General features: G+C 41.6%; 30 protein-coding genes, 10 tRNA genes and 1 pseudogene. 21 read left to right on the plus strand and 20 right to left on the minus strand.

Features of this window, described 5'->3' with window-relative positions:
• The first annotated feature begins 18 nt into the window (after positions 1–18).
• From HT720_RS07820 to HT720_RS07910, 19 genes are read left to right on the plus strand one after another with little or no spacing between them, the layout of a single operon-like run.
• Positions 19–2457, plus strand: coding sequence for a tape measure protein (locus HT720_RS07820; RefSeq protein WP_173275451.1), 2439 nt, complete (start codon positions 19–21; stop codon positions 2455–2457).
• Between the two features lie 14 nt (positions 2458–2471).
• Positions 2472–3134 (plus strand): LysM peptidoglycan-binding domain-containing protein, encoded by a 663-nt coding sequence (locus tag HT720_RS07825; RefSeq protein WP_050390751.1) that lies wholly within the window; start codon positions 2472–2474, stop codon positions 3132–3134.
• On the plus strand, positions 3131–4096 hold the full coding sequence (locus HT720_RS07830; protein ID WP_173275453.1) for a hypothetical protein: 966 nt from the start codon (positions 3131–3133) through the stop codon (positions 4094–4096). The genes HT720_RS07825 and HT720_RS07830 overlap by 4 nt, the downstream gene beginning before the upstream one ends.
• Entirely contained in the window at positions 4097–4393 is a 297-nt protein-coding gene (locus HT720_RS07835) for a DUF2577 family protein (RefSeq protein ID WP_000451988.1), read from the plus strand.
• Positions 4390–4788: a DUF2634 domain-containing protein gene (locus HT720_RS07840; RefSeq protein ID WP_000106741.1), complete on the plus strand. Its 399-nt coding sequence runs from the start codon at positions 4390–4392 to the stop codon at positions 4786–4788. Before HT720_RS07835 ends, HT720_RS07840 begins: the two co-directional genes overlap by 4 nt.
• The gene (locus HT720_RS07845) at positions 4785–5840 is read left to right on the plus strand and encodes a baseplate J/gp47 family protein (RefSeq protein ID WP_173275456.1); all 1056 of its coding nucleotides are present in this window, start codon (positions 4785–4787) and stop codon (positions 5838–5840) included. The genes HT720_RS07840 and HT720_RS07845 overlap by 4 nt, the downstream gene beginning before the upstream one ends.
• Positions 5827–6345 (plus strand): hypothetical protein, encoded by a 519-nt coding sequence (locus tag HT720_RS07850; protein WP_173275459.1) that lies wholly within the window; start codon positions 5827–5829, stop codon positions 6343–6345. The genes HT720_RS07845 and HT720_RS07850 overlap by 14 nt, the downstream gene beginning before the upstream one ends.
• A 10-nt stretch (positions 6346–6355) precedes the next feature.
• The gene (locus HT720_RS07855; protein WP_173275462.1) at positions 6356–7306 is read left to right on the plus strand and encodes a hypothetical protein; all 951 of its coding nucleotides are present in this window, start codon (positions 6356–6358) and stop codon (positions 7304–7306) included.
• A gap of 4 nt (positions 7307–7310) precedes the next feature.
• On the plus strand, positions 7311–7799 hold the full coding sequence (locus HT720_RS07860; protein WP_173275464.1) for a hypothetical protein: 489 nt from the start codon (positions 7311–7313) through the stop codon (positions 7797–7799).
• An 8-nt stretch (positions 7800–7807) separates the two neighbouring features.
• Positions 7808–7960 (plus strand): hypothetical protein, encoded by a 153-nt coding sequence (locus tag HT720_RS07865; protein WP_173275467.1) that lies wholly within the window; start codon positions 7808–7810, stop codon positions 7958–7960.
• A 57-nt stretch (positions 7961–8017) separates the two neighbouring features.
• Complete coding sequence (locus HT720_RS07870; protein WP_173275470.1) at positions 8018–8227, plus strand: hypothetical protein; 210 nt, start codon at positions 8018–8020, stop codon at positions 8225–8227.
• Between the two features lie 16 nt (positions 8228–8243).
• The gene (locus HT720_RS07875; protein ID WP_173275473.1) at positions 8244–8840 is read left to right on the plus strand and encodes a hypothetical protein; all 597 of its coding nucleotides are present in this window, start codon (positions 8244–8246) and stop codon (positions 8838–8840) included.
• Positions 8833–8985 carry a hypothetical protein gene (locus HT720_RS07880; RefSeq protein WP_000036642.1) on the plus strand — a complete coding sequence of 51 codons (153 nt, stop codon included), beginning with the start codon at positions 8833–8835 and terminating at the stop codon, positions 8983–8985. The genes HT720_RS07875 and HT720_RS07880 overlap by 8 nt, the downstream gene beginning before the upstream one ends.
• Positions 8986–8995: 10 nt before the next feature.
• Positions 8996–9274 carry a hypothetical protein gene (locus HT720_RS07885; RefSeq protein ID WP_049512689.1) on the plus strand — a complete coding sequence of 93 codons (279 nt, stop codon included), beginning with the start codon at positions 8996–8998 and terminating at the stop codon, positions 9272–9274.
• Between the two features lie 15 nt (positions 9275–9289).
• Positions 9290–9766 (plus strand): hypothetical protein, encoded by a 477-nt coding sequence (locus tag HT720_RS07890; RefSeq protein WP_173275475.1) that lies wholly within the window; start codon positions 9290–9292, stop codon positions 9764–9766.
• Positions 9767–9772: 6 nt separating this feature from the next.
• Positions 9773–10093 carry a hypothetical protein gene (locus HT720_RS07895; protein ID WP_173214578.1) on the plus strand — a complete coding sequence of 107 codons (321 nt, stop codon included), beginning with the start codon at positions 9773–9775 and terminating at the stop codon, positions 10091–10093.
• A 5-nt stretch (positions 10094–10098) separates the two neighbouring features.
• Entirely contained in the window at positions 10099–10923 is an 825-nt protein-coding gene (locus tag HT720_RS07900; protein WP_173214580.1) for a collagen-like protein, read from the plus strand.
• Between the two features lie 13 nt (positions 10924–10936).
• Positions 10937–11272 carry a phage holin gene (locus HT720_RS07905; protein WP_173275478.1) on the plus strand — a complete coding sequence of 112 codons (336 nt, stop codon included), beginning with the start codon at positions 10937–10939 and terminating at the stop codon, positions 11270–11272.
• A complete protein-coding gene (locus tag HT720_RS07910; RefSeq protein ID WP_173275481.1) occupies positions 11272–12228 on the plus strand; it encodes an N-acetylmuramoyl-L-alanine amidase family protein in 957 nt (318 codons plus the stop codon). The genes HT720_RS07905 and HT720_RS07910 overlap by 1 nt, the downstream gene beginning before the upstream one ends.
• A gap of 311 nt (positions 12229–12539) precedes the next feature.
• On the opposite strand, the gene HT720_RS07915 is transcribed toward HT720_RS07910, so the two are convergent.
• Both HT720_RS07915 and HT720_RS07920 read right to left on the minus strand, forming a co-directional pair.
• Entirely contained in the window at positions 12540–12719 is a 180-nt protein-coding gene (locus HT720_RS07915) for a hypothetical protein (protein ID WP_023937752.1), read from the minus strand.
• Positions 12720–12860: 141 nt separating this feature from the next.
• Positions 12861–13010, minus strand: a complete 150-nt coding sequence (locus HT720_RS07920; RefSeq protein ID WP_162489709.1) for a hypothetical protein — start codon at positions 13008–13010, stop codon at positions 12861–12863.
• Positions 13011–13329: 319 nt separating this feature from the next.
• Here HT720_RS07920 and HT720_RS07925 point away from each other — a divergent pair, with 319 nt between their 5' ends.
• On the plus strand, positions 13330–14208 hold the full coding sequence (locus HT720_RS07925; RefSeq protein ID WP_173275484.1) for a DUF975 family protein: 879 nt from the start codon (positions 13330–13332) through the stop codon (positions 14206–14208).
• Positions 14198–14296 (plus strand): annotated as a pseudogene (locus tag HT720_RS07930) (beta-carotene 15,15'-monooxygenase); the annotation flags it as partial. The gene HT720_RS07925 and the pseudogene HT720_RS07930, both read left to right, overlap by 11 nt.
• A gap of 25 nt (positions 14297–14321) precedes the next feature.
• On the opposite strand, the gene pcp reads toward HT720_RS07930, so the two are convergent.
• From pcp to HT720_RS08020, 18 genes are all read right to left on the minus strand, one after another.
• Positions 14322–14966 (minus strand): pyroglutamyl-peptidase I, encoded by a 645-nt coding sequence (pcp, locus tag HT720_RS07935; protein WP_173275487.1) that lies wholly within the window; start codon positions 14964–14966, stop codon positions 14322–14324.
• A gap of 112 nt (positions 14967–15078) precedes the next feature.
• Entirely contained in the window at positions 15079–15441 is a 363-nt protein-coding gene (locus tag HT720_RS07940; protein ID WP_173275491.1) for a DUF1304 family protein, read from the minus strand.
• A gap of 10 nt (positions 15442–15451) precedes the next feature.
• Positions 15452–15877 carry a MarR family winged helix-turn-helix transcriptional regulator gene (locus tag HT720_RS07945; RefSeq protein ID WP_173254939.1) on the minus strand — a complete coding sequence of 142 codons (426 nt, stop codon included), beginning with the start codon at positions 15875–15877 and terminating at the stop codon, positions 15452–15454.
• Between the two features lie 208 nt (positions 15878–16085).
• A complete protein-coding gene (locus HT720_RS07950) occupies positions 16086–17288 on the minus strand; it encodes a LysM domain-containing protein (RefSeq protein WP_173275494.1) in 1203 nt (400 codons plus the stop codon).
• Positions 17289–17447: 159 nt separating this feature from the next.
• Positions 17448–18074 (minus strand): HAD family hydrolase, encoded by a 627-nt coding sequence (locus HT720_RS07955; RefSeq protein WP_173275497.1) that lies wholly within the window; start codon positions 18072–18074, stop codon positions 17448–17450.
• Between the two features lie 3 nt (positions 18075–18077).
• On the minus strand, positions 18078–19358 hold the full coding sequence (locus HT720_RS07960) for an MATE family efflux transporter (RefSeq protein WP_173275500.1): 1281 nt from the start codon (positions 19356–19358) through the stop codon (positions 18078–18080).
• Positions 19359–19418: 60 nt separating this feature from the next.
• Positions 19419–20903 (minus strand): threonine synthase, encoded by a 1485-nt coding sequence (thrC, locus tag HT720_RS07965; RefSeq protein ID WP_173275504.1) that lies wholly within the window; start codon positions 20901–20903, stop codon positions 19419–19421.
• A 75-nt stretch (positions 20904–20978) separates the two neighbouring features.
• Positions 20979–22256, minus strand: coding sequence for a gamma-glutamylcysteine synthetase (locus HT720_RS07970; protein ID WP_173275506.1), 1278 nt, complete (start codon positions 22254–22256; stop codon positions 20979–20981).
• A 105-nt stretch (positions 22257–22361) separates the two neighbouring features.
• Positions 22362–22445: transfer RNA gene (locus HT720_RS07975), tRNA-Leu, on the minus strand.
• Positions 22446–22454: 9 nt separating this feature from the next.
• A tRNA-Gln gene (locus tag HT720_RS07980) sits at positions 22455–22526 on the minus strand.
• A gap of 13 nt (positions 22527–22539) precedes the next feature.
• Positions 22540–22612 (minus strand) — tRNA-His (locus HT720_RS07985).
• Positions 22613–22626: 14 nt separating this feature from the next.
• Positions 22627–22697: transfer RNA gene (locus HT720_RS07990), tRNA-Trp, on the minus strand.
• A 4-nt stretch (positions 22698–22701) separates the two neighbouring features.
• Positions 22702–22782 (minus strand) — tRNA-Tyr (locus tag HT720_RS07995).
• A gap of 12 nt (positions 22783–22794) precedes the next feature.
• Positions 22795–22867: transfer RNA gene (locus HT720_RS08000), tRNA-Phe, on the minus strand.
• Positions 22868–22870: 3 nt separating this feature from the next.
• Positions 22871–22944: transfer RNA gene (locus HT720_RS08005), tRNA-Met, on the minus strand.
• 10 nt (positions 22945–22954) lie between these two features.
• A tRNA-Ser gene (locus HT720_RS08010) sits at positions 22955–23044 on the minus strand.
• 82 nt (positions 23045–23126) lie between these two features.
• A tRNA-Ile gene (locus HT720_RS08015) sits at positions 23127–23200 on the minus strand.
• A 34-nt stretch (positions 23201–23234) separates the two neighbouring features.
• A tRNA-Gly gene (locus tag HT720_RS08020) sits at positions 23235–23305 on the minus strand.
• Between the last annotated feature and the right edge of the window lie 24 nt (positions 23306–23329).

The following is a 23329-nucleotide window of genomic DNA, read 5'->3' on the forward strand; positions in this document are numbered from 1 at the left end:
AGAAGTGAGGTGATTCTATTGGCAAATATACAAACAACCATGTCTTTGACCGATAGAGTCACAGGCACTTTAAATAAAATCTATGCGACTATGGAGCGTGTCAAAAATGCAGGCTCTGGCATAGATAAAGCTATGAAGGCTCAAGAGTCCGCTATGAAAAAAGCTGGTGATTCTGGTCAATATTTTGTCAATAAAGCTGGGCGAGTCGTTGATGTCAACGGTAGGTTTGTCAACAGTGCAACGCTAGCAGCTGCAGGGCTCAAAAAAGAAGAACTGGCTCTAAGAGATTTAGGGAATGCTTCGAACCATGCTTCTAACAAATTAAGTAAGTTAGGATCTTTGAAAGGTCTATTGAAGACTGCTTTAGCTAGTATTGCGGTCGTTAAAACTGCCAAACAAGCTATAAATATGTCAGACGAGTATGCCAATATGCACGCTCGTTTAGATATGATTCGTGACGGTACGCAGACGACAGAGGAGCTTCAAAAATCTATCTATACATCCGCACAACGTACAGGCTCGGCCTATACAACCATGGCAAACGGTGTCGCTAAGATGAGGATGCAGGCTGGCGATGTTTTCCAAAACAACGGTGAAACAATTGCCTTTTTGGAAACTATGAATAAATCCTTTGTTGTTGGTGGCGCAAGCATTGAAGAACAAAAAAGCGCCATGCTTCAGCTTACTCAGGCTATGGCTAGTGGTAAGTTGCAGGGTGATGAGCTACGTTCTCTAGCTGAAACTTCACCAGCCTTAATCCAAGCTATTGCCAATAAGCTAGGCGTTAGTCGTGGCGAGGTTAAGAAACTTGGAGCAGACGGGAAGATTACGGCCGACATTGTCAAAACTGCTATGCTGGAAGCAAGCGATACGATTGACAAGCAATTTCGTAATATGCCCCTAACCTGGGGCAGGGCATGGCAGAACTTCCTGAACTTTGTGACCAAGGCGCTTGAGCCGATATCGATTAAGATTAATCAGATAGTGAACTCGTCAGCTTTCCAACAATTTGCCCAAATTGTAGCCACGGTGCTTCAATATGTCGTTCAAGCCGTTATCTTTGCTATGGATATGATTGGGGCTGTTTGGAGTATGTTGGCGCCGATTGCTCAATTTGTCATCGATAACTGGTCTGTCATTCAACCGATTGTCATTGCTGTAGCAATTGCTATTGCTACTTATGTGGTTGCCATGAATGCAGCGGAAATCGCCACTAAATTATTTAGTATCGCTACCAACGTGGCTAAAACAGCAATGGCTGGTTTTAATGCAGTGATGGCAATGAACCCAATCATGTTGATTGTCATGGCAGTCATTATCCTTATTGGTCTCTTTTATGCCTTGGTCGCATGGTTTAACAACCTTACTGGTGCAGCTTTATCAGCCACAGGAATTATCATGGGAGCGATATTCGCCCTTGGAATGATAATTTGGAATGTGATTCTCGGGATTATAAACTTTGTTATCTGGGTAATCAATATGATTTTGCAATTTGTTTTTTGGCTTGTGAATGGGATTATAGCAGGAGCTATGATGCTTTATGATTTTATTCTGATGATTATCATTGGTATTTTAGACTTTATCGACTGGTTTGTTACTGGTGCTGTTAACTTATGGAACGAGATGTCTTTCCAAGTTCAAAGTGCTTGGTATGATATCGCTCAAGGCGGACGTGATATGGCTGTCGCTATCGCTGGATTTGTAGACAGCATGGTCAACAGTGTTATCGGTGCAGTCGAGGGCATGATTAACTCTGTTCTTGGTGGCTTTAATAAAATGATTGGCTTCTTAAATGGGTTCGGTCTAAATCTAAGCGCTGTTGGAACGGTTTCTCTTGGTCGGACGAACTTTGCCGGTGATATCGCGAACGCCATTGACAGCATGGAAAAACCAGTCAAGAAAACCTTTGAAGGTCTGCACTTGGCAGATGGTCTGAAACAACATAAGGCCAGCTTAAGTACTCCGCACCTTGACGCTCCGCAAATTGGTTATTTAGAGGGAGGGAGCGTTCTTGGAGCCTTTAATAATGGCTATAAATTCGGTCAAGGTATCGATAAGGCTGTCGGTGGTTTCTTCAAAGGAGCTGGCGATGCCAACGGTGCAGGAAACAATTTCTTGGGTGACCAAGGCACTACACCTTACGAACTCAGCCCAGCAAGTTCAGTCCCTGGACAAGGCGACGGAGGAAAAGGTGGCGGTCACAATCCAACAGGTGGTAAATTAGATAAAGTCGGCAAGATTGAAGATGAAATCAAACTGGACGATGAATACATCAAGCTGATTAAGGACGTTGCGACCATGAAGTGGCAACAGAACTTTATTACCTTGAAGCCAGAGATTGTCACCAACATTGACTCCATTAACAACGCTGGCCAGTATGCCAACGTATTGGATGATTTGAATGCAACGATTGTAGACGCTTTGAACAATGGCGCTGATGGCCTCATGGCTTACTAGGAAGGAGGTAGCAGATGTTTATATTTATTGAAGGCATTAAATTGCCAGTGAATCCAGAAGAAATCAAACTGGAGGACAAGCAAGGAATTGAGACAGTCGCTATCATCGATACTGGTAACGTTCCGCTTGTCGGAAATCCAGAGCTTCAATCGATTGAGTTTGAATCCTTTATTCCTAGTGGAAGATACGATGGAAACTACCAACGGAATAGCCGTGTTTCTCCAGAATCCTTTGTATCATCTATTCGTAAATTTAAGACGGAAGGCACTCCTATTCAACTCATGATTGGGGGTGCTTTTGGTTCTGCTATTAACGGGAAATTTCTAGTGGAGCAGTTCGATGTCTCTACCAAGACAGGATATGAAGATGACCTGATTTATAAGATTAAGTTCTTACAATATCGATCTCACAAACCGCGAAAGGTCACCATCAAAGATAAGCAAGCACTTGAGGCAACTAAAAAGAAGCCGCAGGCGAAAGCTACGGAAGAACGTAGCCCTACAACTGAGAAACCTGCTCAAAAAAGCCATACGGTTGTGAGCGGTGATACTCTTTGGGGAATTGCTCAGACCTTTTACGGAGACGGCAGCCGATATACTGAAATCTACGAAGCCAACAAAGACAAAATCAAAGACCCTCATTGGATTTATCCTGGACAGGAGTTTGTGATACCATGATGCAATTATTCTATCAGAACAATAAAACTGGAGATACATGGGATTTAGCAACCGTGTCTGATAAGGTTGAGTTCAAGACAACTAGAAAAGGGTCAGCTTGGAGCGTGGAGATTAGCTTGTACAACTCTACAAAAATAGCCTTTGAATATGGTTCTCCGCTTGCTTTCAAGTTAGATGATAAAGAGGTGTTCTTTGGTTATTTGACGAAAGTCAAGTATGAAAAAGACACTAAAACAACCTTGACCTTCCATGACCAGATAAAGTACTTGTTACGCAATATCAACTTTGTTGCCAAGGATAAAAACGTCAATCAAATCGTCTCGGCAATCGCAGGAGATTTTGATTTGAAGATTGGGGAACTAAAAGCCCCAGCCGTGACCTTATCCCCTCAGTTGAAGGAAGATAAGAAGGCTCTGGATATTATCCAGGAGGCTATGGACGAGACCTTGGTGCAAAGTGGAGAATTGCTGGTTTTGTATGACAAGTTCGGAGAGTTGACGCTAACAACTCCAAAAAACTTACCAATTCAGTACATTATCGGTAATGAATCCTTTATGTCTAGTTTTGAGTTTGAAGGTTCGATTGAGGATAGCGCCAATATTGTCCGCTTGATCCAAGAGAACAAAGAAACCAAAAAGAGGGAGGTCTACATCTATCAGGACAGCTACAACATCGGCGCTTGGGGAAAACTCCAGTACATGAAAAAAGTGGATGAGAAAGCAACTGAGGGGCAAATCAAGCAATGGGGCGAAATGCTCTTGAAGATGAAAAACCGTCCCAAAGAAACTTTCAGTCTGAAAGCCGATATTGGAGGTATTGACTTTTTAGCAGGCCATGCAGTCTATGTGGATGTTAAGGATATTGAGAAGAAGGGATGGTATGTCATTGAAGAGGCAACTCATTCCTTCAGTGCAGAAAAGCACACGATGGAAATTAAATTATTCATGGCAGGAAGTGAGTAGATGGAAGTAATAGAAAATCTAAAGAAATTGATTAGTAATTTCATTGAAAATCGCCAGTTCGCCAAGATAACGACTGGTGTTGTTTTATCGGTTTCTCCCCTCAAAATCCAATTGACCAATGAGTTGATTTTAGATGATTCCATGCTTGCTGTTACATGGACGGATGAAACATTGGATCCTGAGTACGTAGGTCAAACCCTTCATCTCATTAGACAAGATGGTGGAGGGTTTTATTATGTCTTGTATAAGAAAATTTTCCACTACAAGCGCAAAGTGAAAGGGGGTTCTGATGAATGAGTACTCCTAAAACAAACTTTTTAAACATCGCTAAAAATGTTGTTGAAGCTAAGAAGCAGCCTAGCTTAACACTAGATGAAACCAATATCTTGCTAGAAACAGACGGTATCCATGCTCTGAAGCAATCAATCAGACGAATGCTGACGACTGAACGGTTCATCTATACGATTTATGATCATCGCTACGGTGTTGAGTTAGACGCTTTATTTGGTGGGGATATGGATTATGCCCAGATGGATATCGCACGACGTATAAAAGAAGCCTTGTATGAAGATGACAGGATTCATGAGGCTCACTCTTTTTCTACTAAGGTAAAGAAAGATGAGTTTTATGTGCAGTTCATGGTTGATAGTGATTTTGGAACATTTGAAATGGATTTGGAGGTGAAACGATGATAAAGGTAAAAACATATCCAGAAATTTTAGAGGATATGCTGGCCCTGTTTGATGATAAGTATGACAAAAGACAAGGATCTGTCTTGTACAATCTAGTTGCGCCTGCAGCTAGAGAAGTTGCCATTCAGTATACAGTCTTAAAATCGTATGAGGAAGTCAACTTTTTAGATACGAGTACAGTAATCTTCCTAACTCGTTTATGTAGGCAGTTTGGAGTTGAACGCTTGCCAGCCACGGCATCAGTTCGATTGGTTCAATTCAAACAGGAAATCCCACTTGGGACTCGTTTCAGTGTGGTTAATAGTGAGTATAATTTCCGTGTCTTGGAACGCCGCTCTGGATTTGAGTATAGTGTAGTAGCTGAACAAGTCGGAAATGCTCCCAACTATGTAAGAGGTCAACTCATCAACATTGATGTGTTGAATGGTTTTAAAGGCGCAGAAATTGGCTCCGTTATCGTCGTAGGAGAAGACGAAGAGACAGATAAACAACTCCGCAAACGGACCATTGAGTATCTGAAAACACCGACTTTAAACGGGAATATTGCTCAATATAAAAAATGGGCAAGTGAGTTCGTTGGTGTTGGTTCGGCCTTGGTAGAGCCACTCTGGAAGGGAGAAAACACGGTACGTGTATCGATTACAGATGCTGACGGTAATGAAGCGAGTGCAGAGCTGGTAAATAAGTTCAAGAATTACTTAGACCCTGAACCGAGTGGACACGGATTAGGCGTTGCTCCGATCGGTGCTTATGTGACTGTTCAGTCTGTAAGTGGCTATAATGTTCGTGTTACTGCAACTATCAAGATTGATGAAGATGTAGATATTGAAACAATCAAGAATGAGGCGAAAGTTCAACTCATTAAATACTTACGTGAAGAAGCATTTGAAGAGAAAGAGGTTCGAAACTATAAAGTTGCCACAATCATTGACAGAATTAACGGGGTTCGAGATGTGGACCGTATTTTGTTGAATGACATGGAACAAAGTATTGAACTTTCTACCAACATGCTTCCGAAACTAGCGGAGGTAACTATCAATGTCACAAGTTAGATATCGTATGTTATTGGCTTTGCCAGAGGTCTTAGATCCAACCATCAACGATTTGTTTGAAACTGAGATTCCAGAGCTGGAATTGATTACAGACTTAATCTTTGATACCAGACGGTTGATGTTGTTGCCAGAAGCGACGGAAGACTGGATTATACGTTGGGAAAAGGCCCTTCAGGTAAAACCGAAAACAATTGATTTGGAAGAACGAAGGCGGTATTTAATTACTTTAATTTCTTCCAAAATCAAAATTAACTCAGTGAGTTTACAAAAAATTACAAAGAGCTTTACGAATGTCAACAACTTAGTAACGGTCAAGGGTTCAGCGGTACATATCCGATTTTTAGGAGAACTGCCAACTGGATATTTGAACCGTTTTTTAAAGTATGTGCGTGAGTTGATTCCTGCTCACTTAGGAATCCAATTCTCAGTTGAAGCGCCAATGATGAACGCGATTTATATTGGAGTTCACACATTCAGAGACATTCGCTCAGTTCGATTTGAATAGGAGGAAATAAATGGGATATTTTATCCAACCTATTGTGACTGATAAAGCAATCAGCGAAACAGCCTTAGCAATTCAAAATAGAGAACCGCTGGTCTTTACTCGAATAGCTCTGGGGAGTGGTCGGCATCAGACAGACGCTGGCAAGAAGAATGATGTAGCTCAAATAGTTCATTCTTTGCAAGTCACGCAGTCTTTATCGACGGATGTAGCTGACACGATTCGTCTCACAGCGAGGTTTGATAATTCGCGGATTGAGCGTGAAATGATTATCAATGAAATCGGTGTGTTTGCAAAACGTGGAAATCATGAAGAATTCATGTACATGTATACTTGGGCAGAACAGGGGGATGTGATTCCACCTAAAACATCTGCTTATGTATATCGAGATTATGATTTCAATACGACTATTAGTAAGAATAGTCAGATTACCATTCAATACAATGCGACTGACTTGGTTTATGCAACTGTCCCTGAATTGAAGGCGACAGAAAGAAAGCTACAAACCAACATCGATAATCATATTAGAGATGCTGCCCGTCACGTTTCTGACCAAGAACGGACTCGCTGGAATGGGAAAGCCGATTCAAGCCACAGGCACAAGGTAGCAGATATCGATGGTCTGCCTGAAAAGATTGACGAGTTCACCAAAAGTAAGGCTGAGAAAGTTGACCTAACTAGTCACATCAACAACCGAAACAACCCACACAATGTTACGAAACAACAAGTGGGACTAGGTAACGTAGACAACGTAAGGCAAGCCAGTTATACAGACCATGAAGCGACTAAAAGAGAAGTCGCCGAGCAAGAACAACGATTGTCATTGCTAGAAGAAATGGTACTACAGAATGCGTTCTATATACCAATCAAGGCTGAAGATAATGCTAATGTATTGCTAGGTGACGAAAACAACAATTTAGTCGTAGCTGATTGGAAATACCAAATAGTAGAAAGGGAGGAATAGATGAATGGTAATTATGAGTAACCAAGTTAGGAAAGCTACTGATTTGCCAACGTTATCCAACGTATCAGACGGAGATGTGGTGCTAGTTCACAGTGGAGCAGGATTAAAGAAAGTTCTTGTGTCCACTTTGAAACGAACATTTACAACACCACAATCAGCTATATCAGTAGCTACATCAAACTCAAACGGTATCGTCAGACCGGATAATCAGACAACAGAAGTGTCAAATGGTGTGATGAAAGCAAAGACTGCAACTAGTGGGCAGGCTGGTGTGGTGCGACCGGATAACTCAACGATTACAGTCGATAGTTCGGGTGTTTTACGAGTAAATAGGTCTGCGCTTGGAATTCCAAGTACACCGTCCGAAGTAGTTGCTAACAAGCTGATTAACCAAAATGGGAATCAGCATATGAAGTATTGGTATGGGTCTAAATATCAATACAATGCACTCTCAACCAAAGACCCCAACACAATCTATGATGTGTACGAGTAGGTGATGCTATGGCTACAAGAGAAGGAATCTATGTTGGAGGATATGAAATTGTCCAAAGATACGTGGGTAGTAGGCTGGTTTGGGAGAAAAATAGATATATACTATTGGGTACTAATATTTATGGTGATTGGAACAATGATGGTTATACGACCGTTAAATAATCTAACCGTGAAAATAGATATCAAGATTACGGAGCACAAACATTAGAAAGAGTAGTCATGATAAAAGTTGGAAATGAAACATTTTTCCCGTCAAAAGTGACAATGGTTCAAAAAGATTCGCATACCACTCATGATGAGGGATGGACTACTCGTGTGGATAATTACCAATATGAAATGATTACGTTTAAGAATTCGACTGATAGAGATAATTTTATAATGTTAGCGAACAAAGGAAATCATGTTTTATATTACGGTAAAAAAAGATAGAAAGAGGTAATTTAATATGGAATTTGTATTAGTAAATAAATTTTTTAGAGTTGACAAGACGGAAGTCTCTATTCAATGCGACAAGCCGTTTACTTTTTTCACTCGTGAGTTAGAGGGTGACCGCTTGGGTGACACGGACGAAACGCTCATTGAAGCAGTCAAAGAGATTCTACGTACCGAACTTGACCCAACTAGCGCCATTGTCAAAAACCAAGAACAATTGGCTAAAACGCAAGAACAGTTGGCTAAAACGACGGAAGCGCTGGAGAAAGCCAACCAACTCATGGATGGCATGCAGAAGGTCAATCTCCAGAATGCTCAGGATATTGAGGATATCTTAGCACGATTGGAAGAGCTGGAAGCTCAAGGAGAGTCTGACCAGGAGGAGAAAGAGGAGGCAGAGGAGGACACCCCTCAGGTTACGGACACAGAAAACCAAGCTGATGAACCAGCCCCAGCGCAGCCAACTACTGAACAACCAGTAGCAGAAGCACCTACACAACCAACCCCAGCGGTAGAAGATAACAAAGAAAGCGAGAAAGAAGATGACATTTCTGAAACGACAAACCAAGAGAGCCCTAGTGAAGACAATGGAGGTAGCAACAATGAGTAAGATTACACTAGACCAAGCAAAAATCGACATGTACATCAACCTACTGGAACGTGGAGCAGTTGACTTTTCATGGGTACATAAACGCTGGAAAGACCGTGTGCGCAAGGAATTGAAGCGCCGTGGTTTGAGCCATCTGGCAAACTAGCGAGGTGCTTATGACAGAGATTGAGCACTTATTGATTCGGTTTCTCTTTTCTCTGATTCCTGTGGTTGTCTTGTACTTTTCCATGAAGGACAGGGCAACCAAACAGGAAAATCGCATTACAGCCATAGAAAAAGATATTGAGAACTTACGCGAATTTCGAATGTCGGCTAACAAAAGGCTGGATAACCATGACGAACAAAACAAGGCTATTCTGGTGCTGGCTGAACAGGTCAAATCGCTAGGCGAAGATGTGAGAGAACTGAAAACCTTGATACAAAGTAAACAGTAAAGAAAGAGGTGCAGAATGGTCTGTAATCTCAATATGACCAATCTCGCACAGATTGACGGCGGTCACCTGATTAAGCAAGGGGACTTGGCTTCCACCTTTGGTTTTGCCCTCTTAGACGAAGACTACCAAGTCATCTCCTCTCTGGAAGGGGAGGAGGCGCTGATCAGTCTGACCAAGGAGGGCTACCAGTGGAAGAAGCAGGTAGCTGTTACCAGTCAAGGTGTGAGTTTTCATCTGGACGCTATCTTGCCCATTGGGAGTTATCGCTTGGAAATCACGGCTGGAGGCTATGTTTTCCCCAGTGATAAATCTGTCCATATCCAGATAGTCGCCTCAGATAAGGAATTGGTCACAGAAGAAGTCCATGCTTTAAAAGAGCTGGATATTGCAAAAGAAGTCGAAAAACAGCTTGCAGGTAGAACTGTAGGCGAGAGCCCAGCAGGTCATGAATTGCCAGACCTGCTCTTTTATTACAATTTAGGAAAGGTGTAACACAAAATGGATACTACAAAATTAACAGCATTCGCGCAGGCAGTGGGGGAAGATAACAAAAAGGTAAACGAAGAGCTGAAAACGAAAGTCAGCACGTCTGACATGAACCAAGCAATTACCCGTGCTAAATCCGAGGTTAAGGCTGAAATCTTGGGTGAGGGAACGCCTGAAAATCTTGATACGTTGAAAGAAATCGCAGAAAAAATCACGAGCATGGGGCAAGACGAAAACGGCGCACTTCTTGGCAAAGTAACTGAAGTCAGCGGACGTGTAGACCAGATTGCCAATGTTGATTTGGTCGCAACCTATAACGCAGCGAAAGCGTGAGTGCTATGAGTAACCTTGAAAATCTAGCAACAGCTATTGGTAGGGATGTCAAGGCGATCAAAGAAGATTCAGAGTTAAAGGATAGGGAAGTCCAGGAAAGACTGGACTCTCTTGAGAGTAGACCGAGAGTCAATCCAGAAACCCTCGTTACAAAAGCGGAGCTGGAAGAGAAAGGCTACTTGACCTCCCACCAAGACTTGTCTACTTATGCCCAAAAATGGGAGTTGTACAATGATATCCCCATCAAGGCTAGGATTTCCGCCTTGGAAAATCGCCCGTCATTTGACAATCTGACCTCCAGTCAGAGAGAAAGCTTAAAAGGGGAAAATGGGCATAGCTTAAATGCCAATGTACGTATCGAAGGAAGCTATCGAAACGGTGCGACTAGTCAGTTGAATTTGATCGCGGACGTCTACTATGACGGGACACGGTTAACCAGTGGCTATACTCTTGATTATTACTACCGTGGTTTTGGCAATAATAGCTGGGGTGTTTTGAGAAATCAAACGCCTGATGCAAATGGTAAATTTGGTCAGTGGAATGCTACTCAGCGCTCTGGTGGCTGGTTTGAGGTCTACATAGTTGTAACGCACAACGGCATTAAAGCAGCTGCTAGCACACGTCTTGATAATGTCAGTGACGGTGCAACAGGTCCAGCTGGTGCACGAGGCGCTGATGGCGCTAGAGGACGTGACGGAGCGCCCGGCCAAAACATCATCAACCAAAACGGTGGGCAAGCCTTGAAATATTGGGTTGGTACAAAGGCTCAATATGAAGCTATCAGAACGAAAGACCCCCATACTATCTATGATGTGTATGAACCAAAATAGAAAGGAAAAACATATGACACAATTTAATGAATTTATTATCGCTTTTGCGACAGGCTTTTTAGCGGTAGTCGCAGGCAGTATGGTAAAAACAGTAAAAGATTATCTTTTGCGAAAAGGCGGAGAAAAAGCGGTTATTATCGCTGAAATCCTAGCCAAGAACGCAGTTCATGCCGTGGAGCAGGTGGCTGCTGAGACAGGTTATAAAGGTGATAAAAAACTGGCACAGGCTCGCGCTAAAATCCGTGCAGAGCTGCTCAAATATAACATCAGCATGACCGACAAGGGCTTGGATACCTTTGTAGAGTCAGCCGTTAAGCAGATGAATGACGCTTGGAAAGGACAAGAGTAATGGATATCGATACAAGCAGACTACGTACAGGCTTGCCACAAGTCGGAGTGCAACCTTATAGACAAGTGCATGCTCACTCAACAGGCAACCGCAACTCAACAGCTCAGAATGAGGCAGACTACCACTACAGAAAGGACCCTGAACTTGGGTTCTTTTCTCATGTGGTCGGAAACGGACGTGTCATGCAGGTAGGTTCTGTAAATAACGGCTCGTGGGATGTTGGTGGCGGTTGGAATGCTGAGACCTATGCAGCAGTTGAATTGATTGAAAGCCATTCAACTAAGGAAGAGTTCATGACAGACTACCGTCTGTATATCGAACTCTTACGCAATCTAGCAGATGAAGCAGGCTTGCCGAAGACTCTTGACACAGACGACTTGGCAGGTATCAAGACGCATGAATACTGTACCAATAACCAGCCTAACAACAACTCAGACCACGTTGACCCGTATCCTTATCTTGCGAAATGGGGCATCAGCCGTGAACAGTTCAAGCAGGATATTGAAAACGGCTTGACAATTGAAGCAGGCTGGAAGAAAAACGATACAGGCTACTGGTACGTACACTCAGATGGCTCTTATCCAAAAGACAAGTTTGAGAAGGTCAACGGAACCTGGTATTACTTCGACGGTTCAGGCTACATGCTTGCAGATCGCTGGAAGCAGCACACAGACGGCAACTGGTACTGGTTTGACCAATCTGGCGAAATGGCGACAGGCTGGAAGAAAATCGCTGATAAGTGGTATTATTTCGACGTAGAGGGTGCCATGAAGACAGGTTGGGTCAAATACAAGGACACATGGTACTACCTAGACGCTAAAGAAGGCGCCATGGTATCAAATTCCTTTATCCAATCAGCTGATAAAAAAGGCTGGTACTACATTAAACCAGATGGAACACTGGCAGATAAGCCAGAATTCACAGTAGAGCCAGAAGGCTTGATTACAGTTAAATAAATAGAAAGGAAACTTTCTAAAATGTTCTTTCACCGCAGGCTCAGGCTTGCGGTTTTTTTGTTTGCTCTGAAATTGACTTGTTGACATCAACAAATAGCTTCACAAAGCGCTTGGTTGTCAATTTTGTTGACGTTAACAAAATTAGAGTTTGTATTTCTATTTTGCAAAAACACGCATTTTGAACGATTAGAAATCAAAATCTAAATCCTATTGTTCAAAAAAGCGTTTTCTTGAAGAATAGGGAGGAGTAATGGCAGGGTATTATTGTCAAAAACGGTGTTTTGTTAAAAATAAAAAAACAGTGACCGAAATCACTGCTTATCAGTTGTAGCAAATTCATAAAGTTTTTCCGCTGTGAGAAGTGCCATTTTGTCCATACTTGTTTTTCCTTTTCTGAGGTCAGAAACGGTAGTCCATGGAACTCCAGCGCCTTGCGAAATAGCAGATGTAGACATCGAACTGTCTAACAATTCTTGAATAACTTTTCTCATCTTATTTGTCCTTTTTGTTTTTTAGATAAATGTATACATTAATTGCAATTATAAAAATAGCTATTGCACTAACCATTGCATTTCCTCGTTCCATTTGATAAAATAGAGGTGTGAGGGGCTTTCGCCCCAACCTCTTAGCGTTTACCTTTTTCTTTTGCGGGATTTCGGTTTACGCTTTTTGTTTTGCCTTGCGACCGTTATTGCGGTCACTAGACTTGCGATAGCAGTTACTGTTTCAGGAATATTGTCTATTGCCTTTTCAAGTAACCTAAGCCAATCTTCTTTGTTCAACTTCATCACCCCCTTTCCTTATCTTGATTATATTATATCACGGTATACCGAGAAAGTCAAGAGTTTTGATGGAGTTTTTTTATTTTATTTTTTAAAAAAAAGACCGTGAGTAATCACAGTTTTCTATTTGTCAACTATTGAACTTTAAGTTGGAACCTTCTCAACTATGCGGGCAAAAGTGAATACGATGATGAATACGATTAAAAAAAATGATAGCAATTAACGAAAATGATTTTAACGAAAAATAAGTAAAAACTCAACTATTTACAAGTGATGATAACTATTTGTAAACGTTTTTCACTTATGGTATAATAAGAGAATGAACTATCCAAAAATTGATTTAAAAACAATTCGTCAGGAGTCAAAACATTTTCAGGCTGACACCCCCCGTCTCTTTCTCCTCTATATCCTTCCCAGTATGCTGGTCATCTTATCTGGTTTTCTTAATCCCTTATCTCGGATCCACGGGACTGTTTTAGAACAGCCATTTTTCAGCATACTTGGTCAAATACTTCAAGCCTACCTCTTTCCTCTACTAGTCTCCTTTATCGGGACTGTTCTTTTGACCAGTTCCGTCTATGCAACACTGACACTCATGAAAGATTCTAAAACGGAGCCATCTGTAAAAAACAGCCTAGCTCTCTTTGATGAGGAGCGCTTTTCTCAAACCTTTTTGACCCTACTTCTCAAACGTTTCTATCTCTTTTTATGGAGTATCCCTAATTTACTTGGGATTTACTTCCTCTTTTATAGTAGCTTTTTAGCCAAAAAATTCGTCCCCCTACATCCTGAGTTTCCAAATCTAGATCTCTCATCAGTTGAAACCGAGCGTTTCCTCATGGTCTTTGGACTCTACTTTCTTGCAAGTCTCATCTTGATCATTGTAGGAAATATCCTCTATATTCCACAGTATTATGCCTATTCACAGGTGGAATTTCTTCTCTGTTATAGTCTAGACCTAGGACAGGCCTCACCAAGACGAATCCTAAAAACTAGCCGTTCCTTTATGAAGGGCTACAAGTTCCAGCACTTTGTCCTAGACTTACAGCTTCTTCCTTGGTACTTCCTCAATTGGATTACCTTTGGCATTGCTAGTTTTTTACTCCTACCTTATATCCAATGTACTAAAATCAGCTTTTATAGAGCAGTACTTAGAGCAGCACTTAGTAAAAAATACCAACTAAACTACCCCTGGTAGGGCTAGTTTTTCACTCCTACCCTACATTCAAATTAATAAAATGATTTTTTACCGAGCAGTATTGGCTCGAAAACGTCCAAAAGCTTGAAGGTTTTCCCTCAAGCTTTTTTCTATCAATGAGTTTCTCCGCCTACCAACTTGAGATCCTGATCTCCATGTTCTATCATGGCGCCGATTGCCGCTTCTATCCCTCGCCTAATATCCACTAAACTCATAGCTGGGGTAGTCGGTCGATTCACCACCTGTTCCATCATATAAGGAATATGCATAAAACCTGCCTTAACATGTGGAAATTTCTTTTCTACCAAATAGAGTGCCTGATACATCAAATGATTGCAGACAAAAGTCCCTGCCGTATTGGAAACAGAGGCCGGCAAGCCCTCTTTTTTTATAGCTTGAACCATCGCTTTAATCGGCAAACTGCTAAAGTAGGCCGAAGCACCATCTGGGCGAATGGAAAGGTCAATCGGTTGATTACCATCATTATCAGGAATGCGTGCATCGTCTTGATTAATGGCCACTCGTTCAGGCGTCAAGCTAGTTCTTCCACCTGCTTGGCCGATACAAAGGACAAAGTCAGGTTGATAATGGTTCATCTCTTCTTCCAATACATGGGCCGATTTGTGAAAGACTGTTGGCACTTCTAACCAACGAACCTCAGCACCATGGATTTCAGCTGGTAAACCTTTAATGGCCTCCAAAGCTGGATTGACCTTTTCCCCTCCAAAGGGCTCAAAACCTGTCACTAATACTTTCATTTCTAACTCCTCAAAACAAATTCAATGAGACTTTTTTCTTAAAAACAAGTATAACATATTTCCCTTATTCTGGAGTGAAAAGGACTAGCGAGACTAGTACCGCCTTTCAAATTTATTTAAAGAGTAAAATACTAATCAAGGCCAAAATAGCTGGTCCACCTTGCTTCAAAATAATTTTCTTATCTGCTGTTAAAGAGCCATAAGTCGCCGCCCCAATCACAAATAAAACAAAAATAGTCACAATTTCTAAATTCTGTGAGAAATAAATTCCATACAAGAGAAAGACTCCTAGCAGAGCATTATAAATCCCTTGATTTTTAAACAATGAACTTACTGACGGACGAGCCAGTTCTTCCTTTTCCATGTTAAAGACACGACTAGTCGCATCTGATTGCGTTGCAATACTTTCCAAATAAAAAATGTAAAAATGCTCCAAAGCAACAACCGTTGCTAAAATGATTGTCATAATTGACACCTATTTCTCCTTAAATTTCTATATTTTCAATACCCAAAACCAATTTATTTAATAAACGGCTGAGTTCAGTTCTTTCAGACTCTGTTAAGATACTTTCCATCGCTTGCTTAACCTTGATATGCTGCAGAGGGGGATTCACCACTAACTGCTCCTTGGCATACTTCGTAGTCTCTACCAACACTTCTCGTTGATTTTCAGGATTGCGATGACGCTCCACCAGACCTTCCTTTTCCAAAATCTTGAAATGTCGTGTCAAGGCAGCTTGATCAATCTTCAAACGCTCCTGAACCGCTATTTGATTACAAGGGGAATGCTTCAGTAAAAATAATAAAATCTGATACCGTGTCAAACTAATCCCAAGCCTTTTTTCAAACAATTGCGTACTCGCTTGCTCAGACAAGCGGAGTTGATACAGTAAATCTTGAATCTCTAACATTTCTTCTTCTCTTTTATTGATTTATCAATAGTTGACTAATCAAGTATAATACAAAGTAAAATAGATTGCAAGAATCATGCTTGAATCATTACAACAAGATGGTAACTTTCTATTTCCCATTCAAATTGAAAAAGAAAAAACGAACGAAACTCGCTTCCTATCACGAAAGCTAGATCTCATTCGTCAAAATGATATTATCAAATCTGGTTTATCCATTCATTGAAACGTGAACGTGGTCATAGTGGTTTTCTGTCACGCTACCACGGTCTGGCATTGGATTCCAAGTATTAGCTGGTCCATATTTGCTATCGAATGGAGCATAGAAACGTTGTTTCCAGATGATATAACTAATGCCACGGCTAGCCATATTTTGAATAGCGTATTCTGCAATCTTATCCCCTAGTTCTGAGCTTTCTGGTACCATAAAGTCGATAGCCAAACCTTTTCCGTGATCTCCGCTGTCTCCTGGACGGTAACCACTAAAGGATGTGATGCCAAACAAGTTGGCGATTTCTTCTTTAAAGGCAGCTGTTTGTGGTTGGAGGCCTGCATTTTCAGATTTCGCTACCGCAAGTCCAGCATAATCGGGCGCAGCTGGAGCTGCGTAAGTTGTTGAAACTGTTTTCTTCTCTTCTGGTTGATAAGTAGAAACTGCTGGTGTAGCTTCACTTGATGCTACTTCTTTTACTTCTTCTAAACTTGTTGCAGTTGTTTCTATTGCTTTTTCTTCTACTGGAGTTGTAGTTGTTTCCACTGTTGACTCAGCCTGAGGGCTTGCTTGAGTTTCATCTTTCTCAGCTGGAGTCGTTGCCTGAGGAGTTGCTTCTTCAACTGGACTGCTTGTTTTGACTGTTTGCTCCGTTGACGTAGAAGTGTTTGTAGATGATGCCACTTCTTCTGCAGTAGTCACTGTCTCTGTAACTTCTGAACTTGTTGCTACTTCTTTTGCACTTGTAGTCTCTACCGCTTTTGGCGCTTCTGCAATTGGTTGAGAAAGATCTGCAATTTGAACAGTTTGATCATCTACGGTCACTTGATTGGTTGTCAAATCTGCTGTAGCAGTTGTCACTTCTTCACTAGAAGCCGCTTGAGGTGTTTGGATTTCAACTTCTGTTACTTCTTCAGCTTCATTGACAGTCGTTGTCAAAACAGTTTCTGGGAAAATCAAGTCCATATTAGTGATTTTATTCAAACTCGCAAGAATTGTGACATCTACACCCAAGGCTTCTGCAATTGTGCTCAAGGTGTCACCATACTGAACGGTATAGCTTGTTTTGTTGTCTGTTTTAGTCAAATCGTTTTGGATTTGCTCAACACTACGGGCAGTCCAAAGAACTTCTTCTGCTTGAGTTGCCAATACTGGGGCAAATGACAAGGCTACTGTTGAGGCTAATAACATTCTTTTCTTCATTCTTTCAAATTCCTTTCAAATGAGTACCTGTCTATCATAACACAAAAAATGCAGAAAAAAAGCCCTCTCGGGCCTATTTAACAGAACTGTCTGCTCCTTGTAACAAACTCGGTTACTTGAAACAGTTTGTTAGGTCTCTGTCACAAAACTGACACAATCTTATCGTTCCCAATCCCCAAAAATGTAAGGAATATCTGCTAACCCTTGAATCCTGTGATTTCCTTCATAAGTCGACTCTAAAAAGTTGATACTTTGAATCCCACTATTCTGGGCAAATTCCACATCCAGAGTTCGATCTCCTATATAATAAGTCTTTTCAGAATTCAACTGATACTTGTATATCAGATAGGTAGCCGCTTCTGGATTAGGCTTGCGCGCAAAGCCACTCTGACTGGTTAAAATCTCTGTAAAATAAGATCCCAAACCCAAGTCTCTTAGAATGGTAAAAGCATTATCTCCTTTATGAGTGTAGACAAACTGCTGAATTCCTGATTCGTCTGCCCAAGCTAGCACATCACGCGCACCTGGCATCAAAACTACTTGAGTATTCTTCTCAGCCAAACTCTGGGCACGCACCTGATTTAGCACTTCCACATCCAGATTTCTATCTTCTGCCACCCGCACAAGCAAATCTTGCACCGAATACTTGAGGATAAACTCTCTCACCTGCTCCTTATCATAAGGAATAGCAAACTGAGCAAAAGTTTCCTCAATTCCTGACAAAATCGCTTCGTAAGAGTCCAATAAAGTCCCGTCTAAATCCCAAATAAAAGCTGTTTTTTGCATTTCCTATCCTTTCAAGCTCATATAGCGCTGGTAACGATAGCGTAGAAATAACCAGCGAAAACCATTATCCAAGAGAGTTCCTGCCCAAATACCAGACAAGCCCCAACCAAAAACAATCCCCATCAGATACCCTGTTCCAATGCGGATACACCACATTCCTATACTTGTCGCATAGAAGGGAAGCCGAGCATTGCCCAAACCCTGCCAGACTGCTGTATAGATGACTGTTCCTATCGTCATAGGGATTCCAAGTAGTGAAAAAAGTGTCACTAGAACACTAGCCTCCACCGCTAGAGAATTAGTTGTATAGAGATGAGTTAGTGGTATACCCAAAGCATAGATACTGAAGGTCAAGGGCAACATGAGGACCAGAGAGAGCCAAAAGGTTTGCTTGCTCAAACTAGCGACTCTTTTCCAATCATCTTCTCCAACCGCTCGAGCCACTTGCATGACTGTTGCTGTAGCCACACCAAAGGCAGGCATATAGTTAAACTGGGTCAAAACTTCCCCGACTGCATTTCCAGCCACTGCCTCTGTCCCGAAAGACACAACCAAGGCAATGATTACTACATCTCCAGCCCGCATCATAAGTCGCTCTCCAGCTGCTGGCAAAGCTAAAGTCAATAGTTCCTTATCTAAACCAAAAGTCGGTTTCTCAAAAGGCAGCTTTAATTGCGACCACAAAATCACAAGACCAACCAAACGAGACAGAATAGTCCCCCAAGCAACACTCGCTATCCCCATATCCAGTACAAAAATAGCTAGACTGGAAAAGAGAATATTCAAGACATTGGATAAAAAACTAACATAGAGGGGCAAACGTGGATTATGCGTTGCACGAATCAAGGAACCAAGACTGGTCATCAAGCCCAAAAGAACAATCGATCCGCCTACCAAAGATAGATACAGTCCACCACTCTCAGCTACAGCCCTCTCCGTTCCCAATAGTCCTATCATCTCTTTCCCAGCGAAGATAGACAAAGCTCCCAAAAGGAAACTTAAGAGTAAAGTAATTTTCAACGCCTCAGTCACATGATAGGCTAGCTTAGCCTTATCCTTCTGCCCCAAACTTTTTGAAATAACACTGGAAATAGCAGCTCCCAGAGCGATGAAAATCGCCTGGTAAATCGTGATAATATTGCCAGCTACTGATACACCTGAAATAGCTATCAATCCTAAATGAGCAACCAAATAACTGTCCACCATCCCCATGAGCATTTGCAAAAAGTTTTCGCCCATAGCTGGCAAGGCAATATTCAGAATGTCTTTATTTTTCTTAAACAATCTCTCCTCCTGATGAAAAGAAACTCAGTTGGTTTCCCAACCGAGTTTACTCCCTCTGTCTTAAAGTCCTAGATAAGCCTCAACCGCTGCTTGCATATCAGTAGCTGCCACTGTTGTCTTGTGACGAACAGGAGCTGTTTCAAGGCCATCAACTGCTGGTGGCACTGCAACGCCTGAGATTTCATGTAATTGAGCCAAGGCTTCAAAGTCAGTCAAGCCAACTTTCCCTGTTACCGCTTCTACTGCAACTACTGGGAACTTGTATGGACTAGCTGTTGAAGCAATCACCGTCTTAGTCACATCGCCAGTAGCCGCTTGGTATTTTCTATAAACTGCTGAGGCAACCGCCGTATGTGGATCCTCGATATAAGAATCTGACTCATAAACACGCTTGATTTCTGCTGCTGTTTCTTCCTCAGTCGCATATTCAGCTGCAAATAGTTCAAGAATCTCTGCATCAAAGTCTGTCAACTCATATTGTCCTTGCGTGTTCAAGGCATTCATAAGTTCAGCTGTCTTTTCAGCATCATTCCCCAAAAGATGGAAAATGAGACGCTCCAAATTTGAAGATACCAAGATATCCATAGATGGACTAGTTGTTACTTTAAACTCACGTTTCTTATCATAGACACGAGTTTTAAAGAAGTCTGTCAAAACATTGTTGTCATTTGAAGCACAGATTAATTTACCAACTGGGAGACCAATTTGCTTAGCATAAAAAGCAGCCAAGATATTTCCAAAGTTTCCTGTTGGTACTGTGAAGTTGACCTTATCACCAGCCACAATCTCACCAGTCTTGACCAACTGAGCGTAGGCATAAACATAGTAGACAATTTGTGGCACCAAACGGCCAATATTCATAGAGTTAGCCGATGAAAATTGCAACTTGTTGGCTGCCAACTTCTCACGAAGAGCCACATCGTTGAACATATGCTTCACATTTGTTTGCGCATCATCAAAGTTACCATCAATGGCTATAACATGAGTATTGCCACCAGTCTGAGTGGTCATTTGTAACTCTTGAACCTTGCTGACACCATCCTTTGGATAAAAGACGATGATCTCAGTACCAGGTACATCGGCAAATCCAGCCATAGCAGCTTTCCCAGTATCACCAGATGTCGCTGTCAAAATGACGATTTTGTTCTCCAAGCCATGTTTCTTAGCAGCAGTCGTCATAAAGTATGGCAAGATAGACAAGGCCATATCCTTAAAGGCAATCGTTGAACCATGGAAGAGTTCCAAGTTATATTGCCCGTCTAATTTCACTAAAGGCGCAATAGCTGGAGTATCAAATTTGCTATCGTAGGCATTGTCGATACAATAGTCCAACTCCTCAGCTGTAAAGTCATCTAAAAAGGTTGATAAAACAAGCTTGGCAATTTCTTGGTAAGAAGCATCTTTCAATTTGTCAAAGTCCAAATCTACCTTTGGATAAGTAAGCGGTGTAAACAAACCACCGTCCGTCGCCAAACCTTGCAAAATAGCTTGGCTGGCAGTTACTGTATTTTTCGCATCACGCGTTGATTGATAAACTAATGTCATTACTCTCTATCCTTTATCTATAGTCTCTTCCATTATATCATGATTTTTCAGAAAATTCTCGCTTTATAACAAAAATTATAACCCCAATTCTTTCTTCAAAGGATCTAAATAAATCATTTCTTGCTTATCTCTCATCTCCAGTCCTTCCTCAGATAGGATAAGTAAGTCTTTGGAAAATTCAATAATCGTAGTTCCTTCCTCATCTGTAAGCTTTTTCTTAGAAAATTGTCGTCTTAAAAACTTATAATCACAACCAAATTTCTTAAAGAAAGGTGCTGTTTCTAAGTAAGCTACTAACTTATCTAAATTAACCAACAATCCCAAGTGAAAGGCTGCAGAAGCAAAAGTCCTATCAAGTGGCTGTGTACACACACTACGAAACTCAACTGTTCCTCGAGTCGTTAAGTCTTGGTACTGGTAACTACGATGAGTTTCAAAATCCTTCTCTTGAGGATAAATAATAATCTCATCCCCATTAAGCGCATATGCTTGGATTTCAGATGTAGCCAAATAGTCCCTAGCCTGAATCGGATAAAAATAATAGGTTTGTCCATCACGTTCCGCAGTAAAAATTGCAGAATGATCTAGATAATCAAAAAAATCATCCTCATCTTTAAAGAGTCTAGCATTGACCCCGACATTTTCTGGATAGATACCATGCATGGATTCTTCCCAGAAAATATCCCTTGAGATTTTCGTATCCCAATCCTCACCTGTAAACTCAGAGTTTGCAAATAAATAAGCCTTTACTGCTTCAATTTGAGTAAAAGCATTAATTACCCGTAAGTAGTTAGACTTTGAAACATCCAACTGAACCTGACTCCCACAGATAAAAGCACCATATTCAGGGAATTGATGTAAGTCTGACTCAGTCACATTCCTACTCAAACTCAAATAGTCCATCAACATCTGATAGCGTGGATAATCCACTGGACAATTCTCATTTTTATCCCAGTTGGGATGAATACCACAGCCAACAATAGCATGATTTGATTCAGCTAACTTCTTCTGGATTGCTTCCATATAAATACTAAAACGTTCTTCAACCTCTTGAATTGTTTCTGCCTTACCAAATGCAAACTCAATCGTACTATAGGAAACTTCAAACAAAATAGCATCCTGACTTATCGGATCTACTAACTGGATCGGATTGCCAAAATCATCTACCTTTTCGACAGTAAAATCAAAAGAAGAAACTAAATATCGGAATAAGTACTTGATAACTTCAACATCTGTAGCATCCCCTTCCAAGTTTACAACAGGATATTCCAGCTCAACTCCAATAAACAATTCAGGATTTTCTTTAATATTTTTCAAATACCGATGTTTTAATAAATCGATAGAACGAGACATACTATCCTACTCTTTCTTAATCTAAATCAAATTTTAATAACTATTATTATACAAAAAATAATACAAAAAGGAACGAAGAATAACAACGTTCCTAAGTCTATACTATACCGGCGGCCGGGGTCGAACCGGCACGTCCTTGCGGACACTGGATTTTGAGTCCAGCGCGTCTGCCAATTCCGCCACGCCGGCAAATAGTAACTGGGGTAGCTGGATTCGAACCAACGCATGAGGGAGTCAAAGTCCCTTGCCTTACCGCTTGGCTATACCCCAATAATATAAAATAGGCGAGTGATGGGGATCGAACCCACGCATGCCAGAGCCACAATCTGGTGTGTTAACCACTTCACCACACCCGCCATAATTCTATTAACACGGGCAGTAGGAATTGAACCCACACTGAAGGTTTTGGAGACCTTAGTTCTACCTTTAAACTATGCCCGTAAAATGGAAGGGGAGGGATTCGAACCCCCGAACCCGAAGGAGCGGATTTACAGTCCGCCGCGTTTAGCCTCTTCGCTACCCTTCCAAAATATATAAATGGCGCGAGACGGAATCGAACCGCCGACACATGGAGCTTCAATCCATTGCTCTACCAACTGAGCTACCGAGCCTTATTGCGGGAGCAGGATTTGAACCTACGACCTTCGGGTTATGAGCCCGACGAGCTACCGAGCTGCTCCATCCCGCGTTGATATAAAAGGAGGATGTGGGATTCGAACCCACGCACGCTTTTACACGCCTGACGGTTTTCAAGACCGTTCCCTTCAGCCGGACTTGGGTAATCCTCCAAAATAGTTTATACGGGAACAAGCCCGTGTCCTCTTAGTGAAAAGATAATGTTTCAATTCTCTAGTAATGGACTAAACACTATGGGCACGAGTGGACTCGAACCACCGACCTCACGCTTATCAGGCGTGCGCTCTAACCACCTGAGCTACGCGCCCAAGTTGAAAACTTGGTACAAAGAACAAAGTTCAAAGCGGGTGACGAGAATCGAACTCGCGACAACAGCTTGGAAGGCTGTAGTTTTACCACTAAACTACACCCGCTAAAATGGGAGTTAACGGGATCGA

The organism is Streptococcus sp. 68, assembly GCF_013277415.1.
Taxonomy (GTDB): domain Bacteria; phylum Bacillota; class Bacilli; order Lactobacillales; family Streptococcaceae; genus Streptococcus.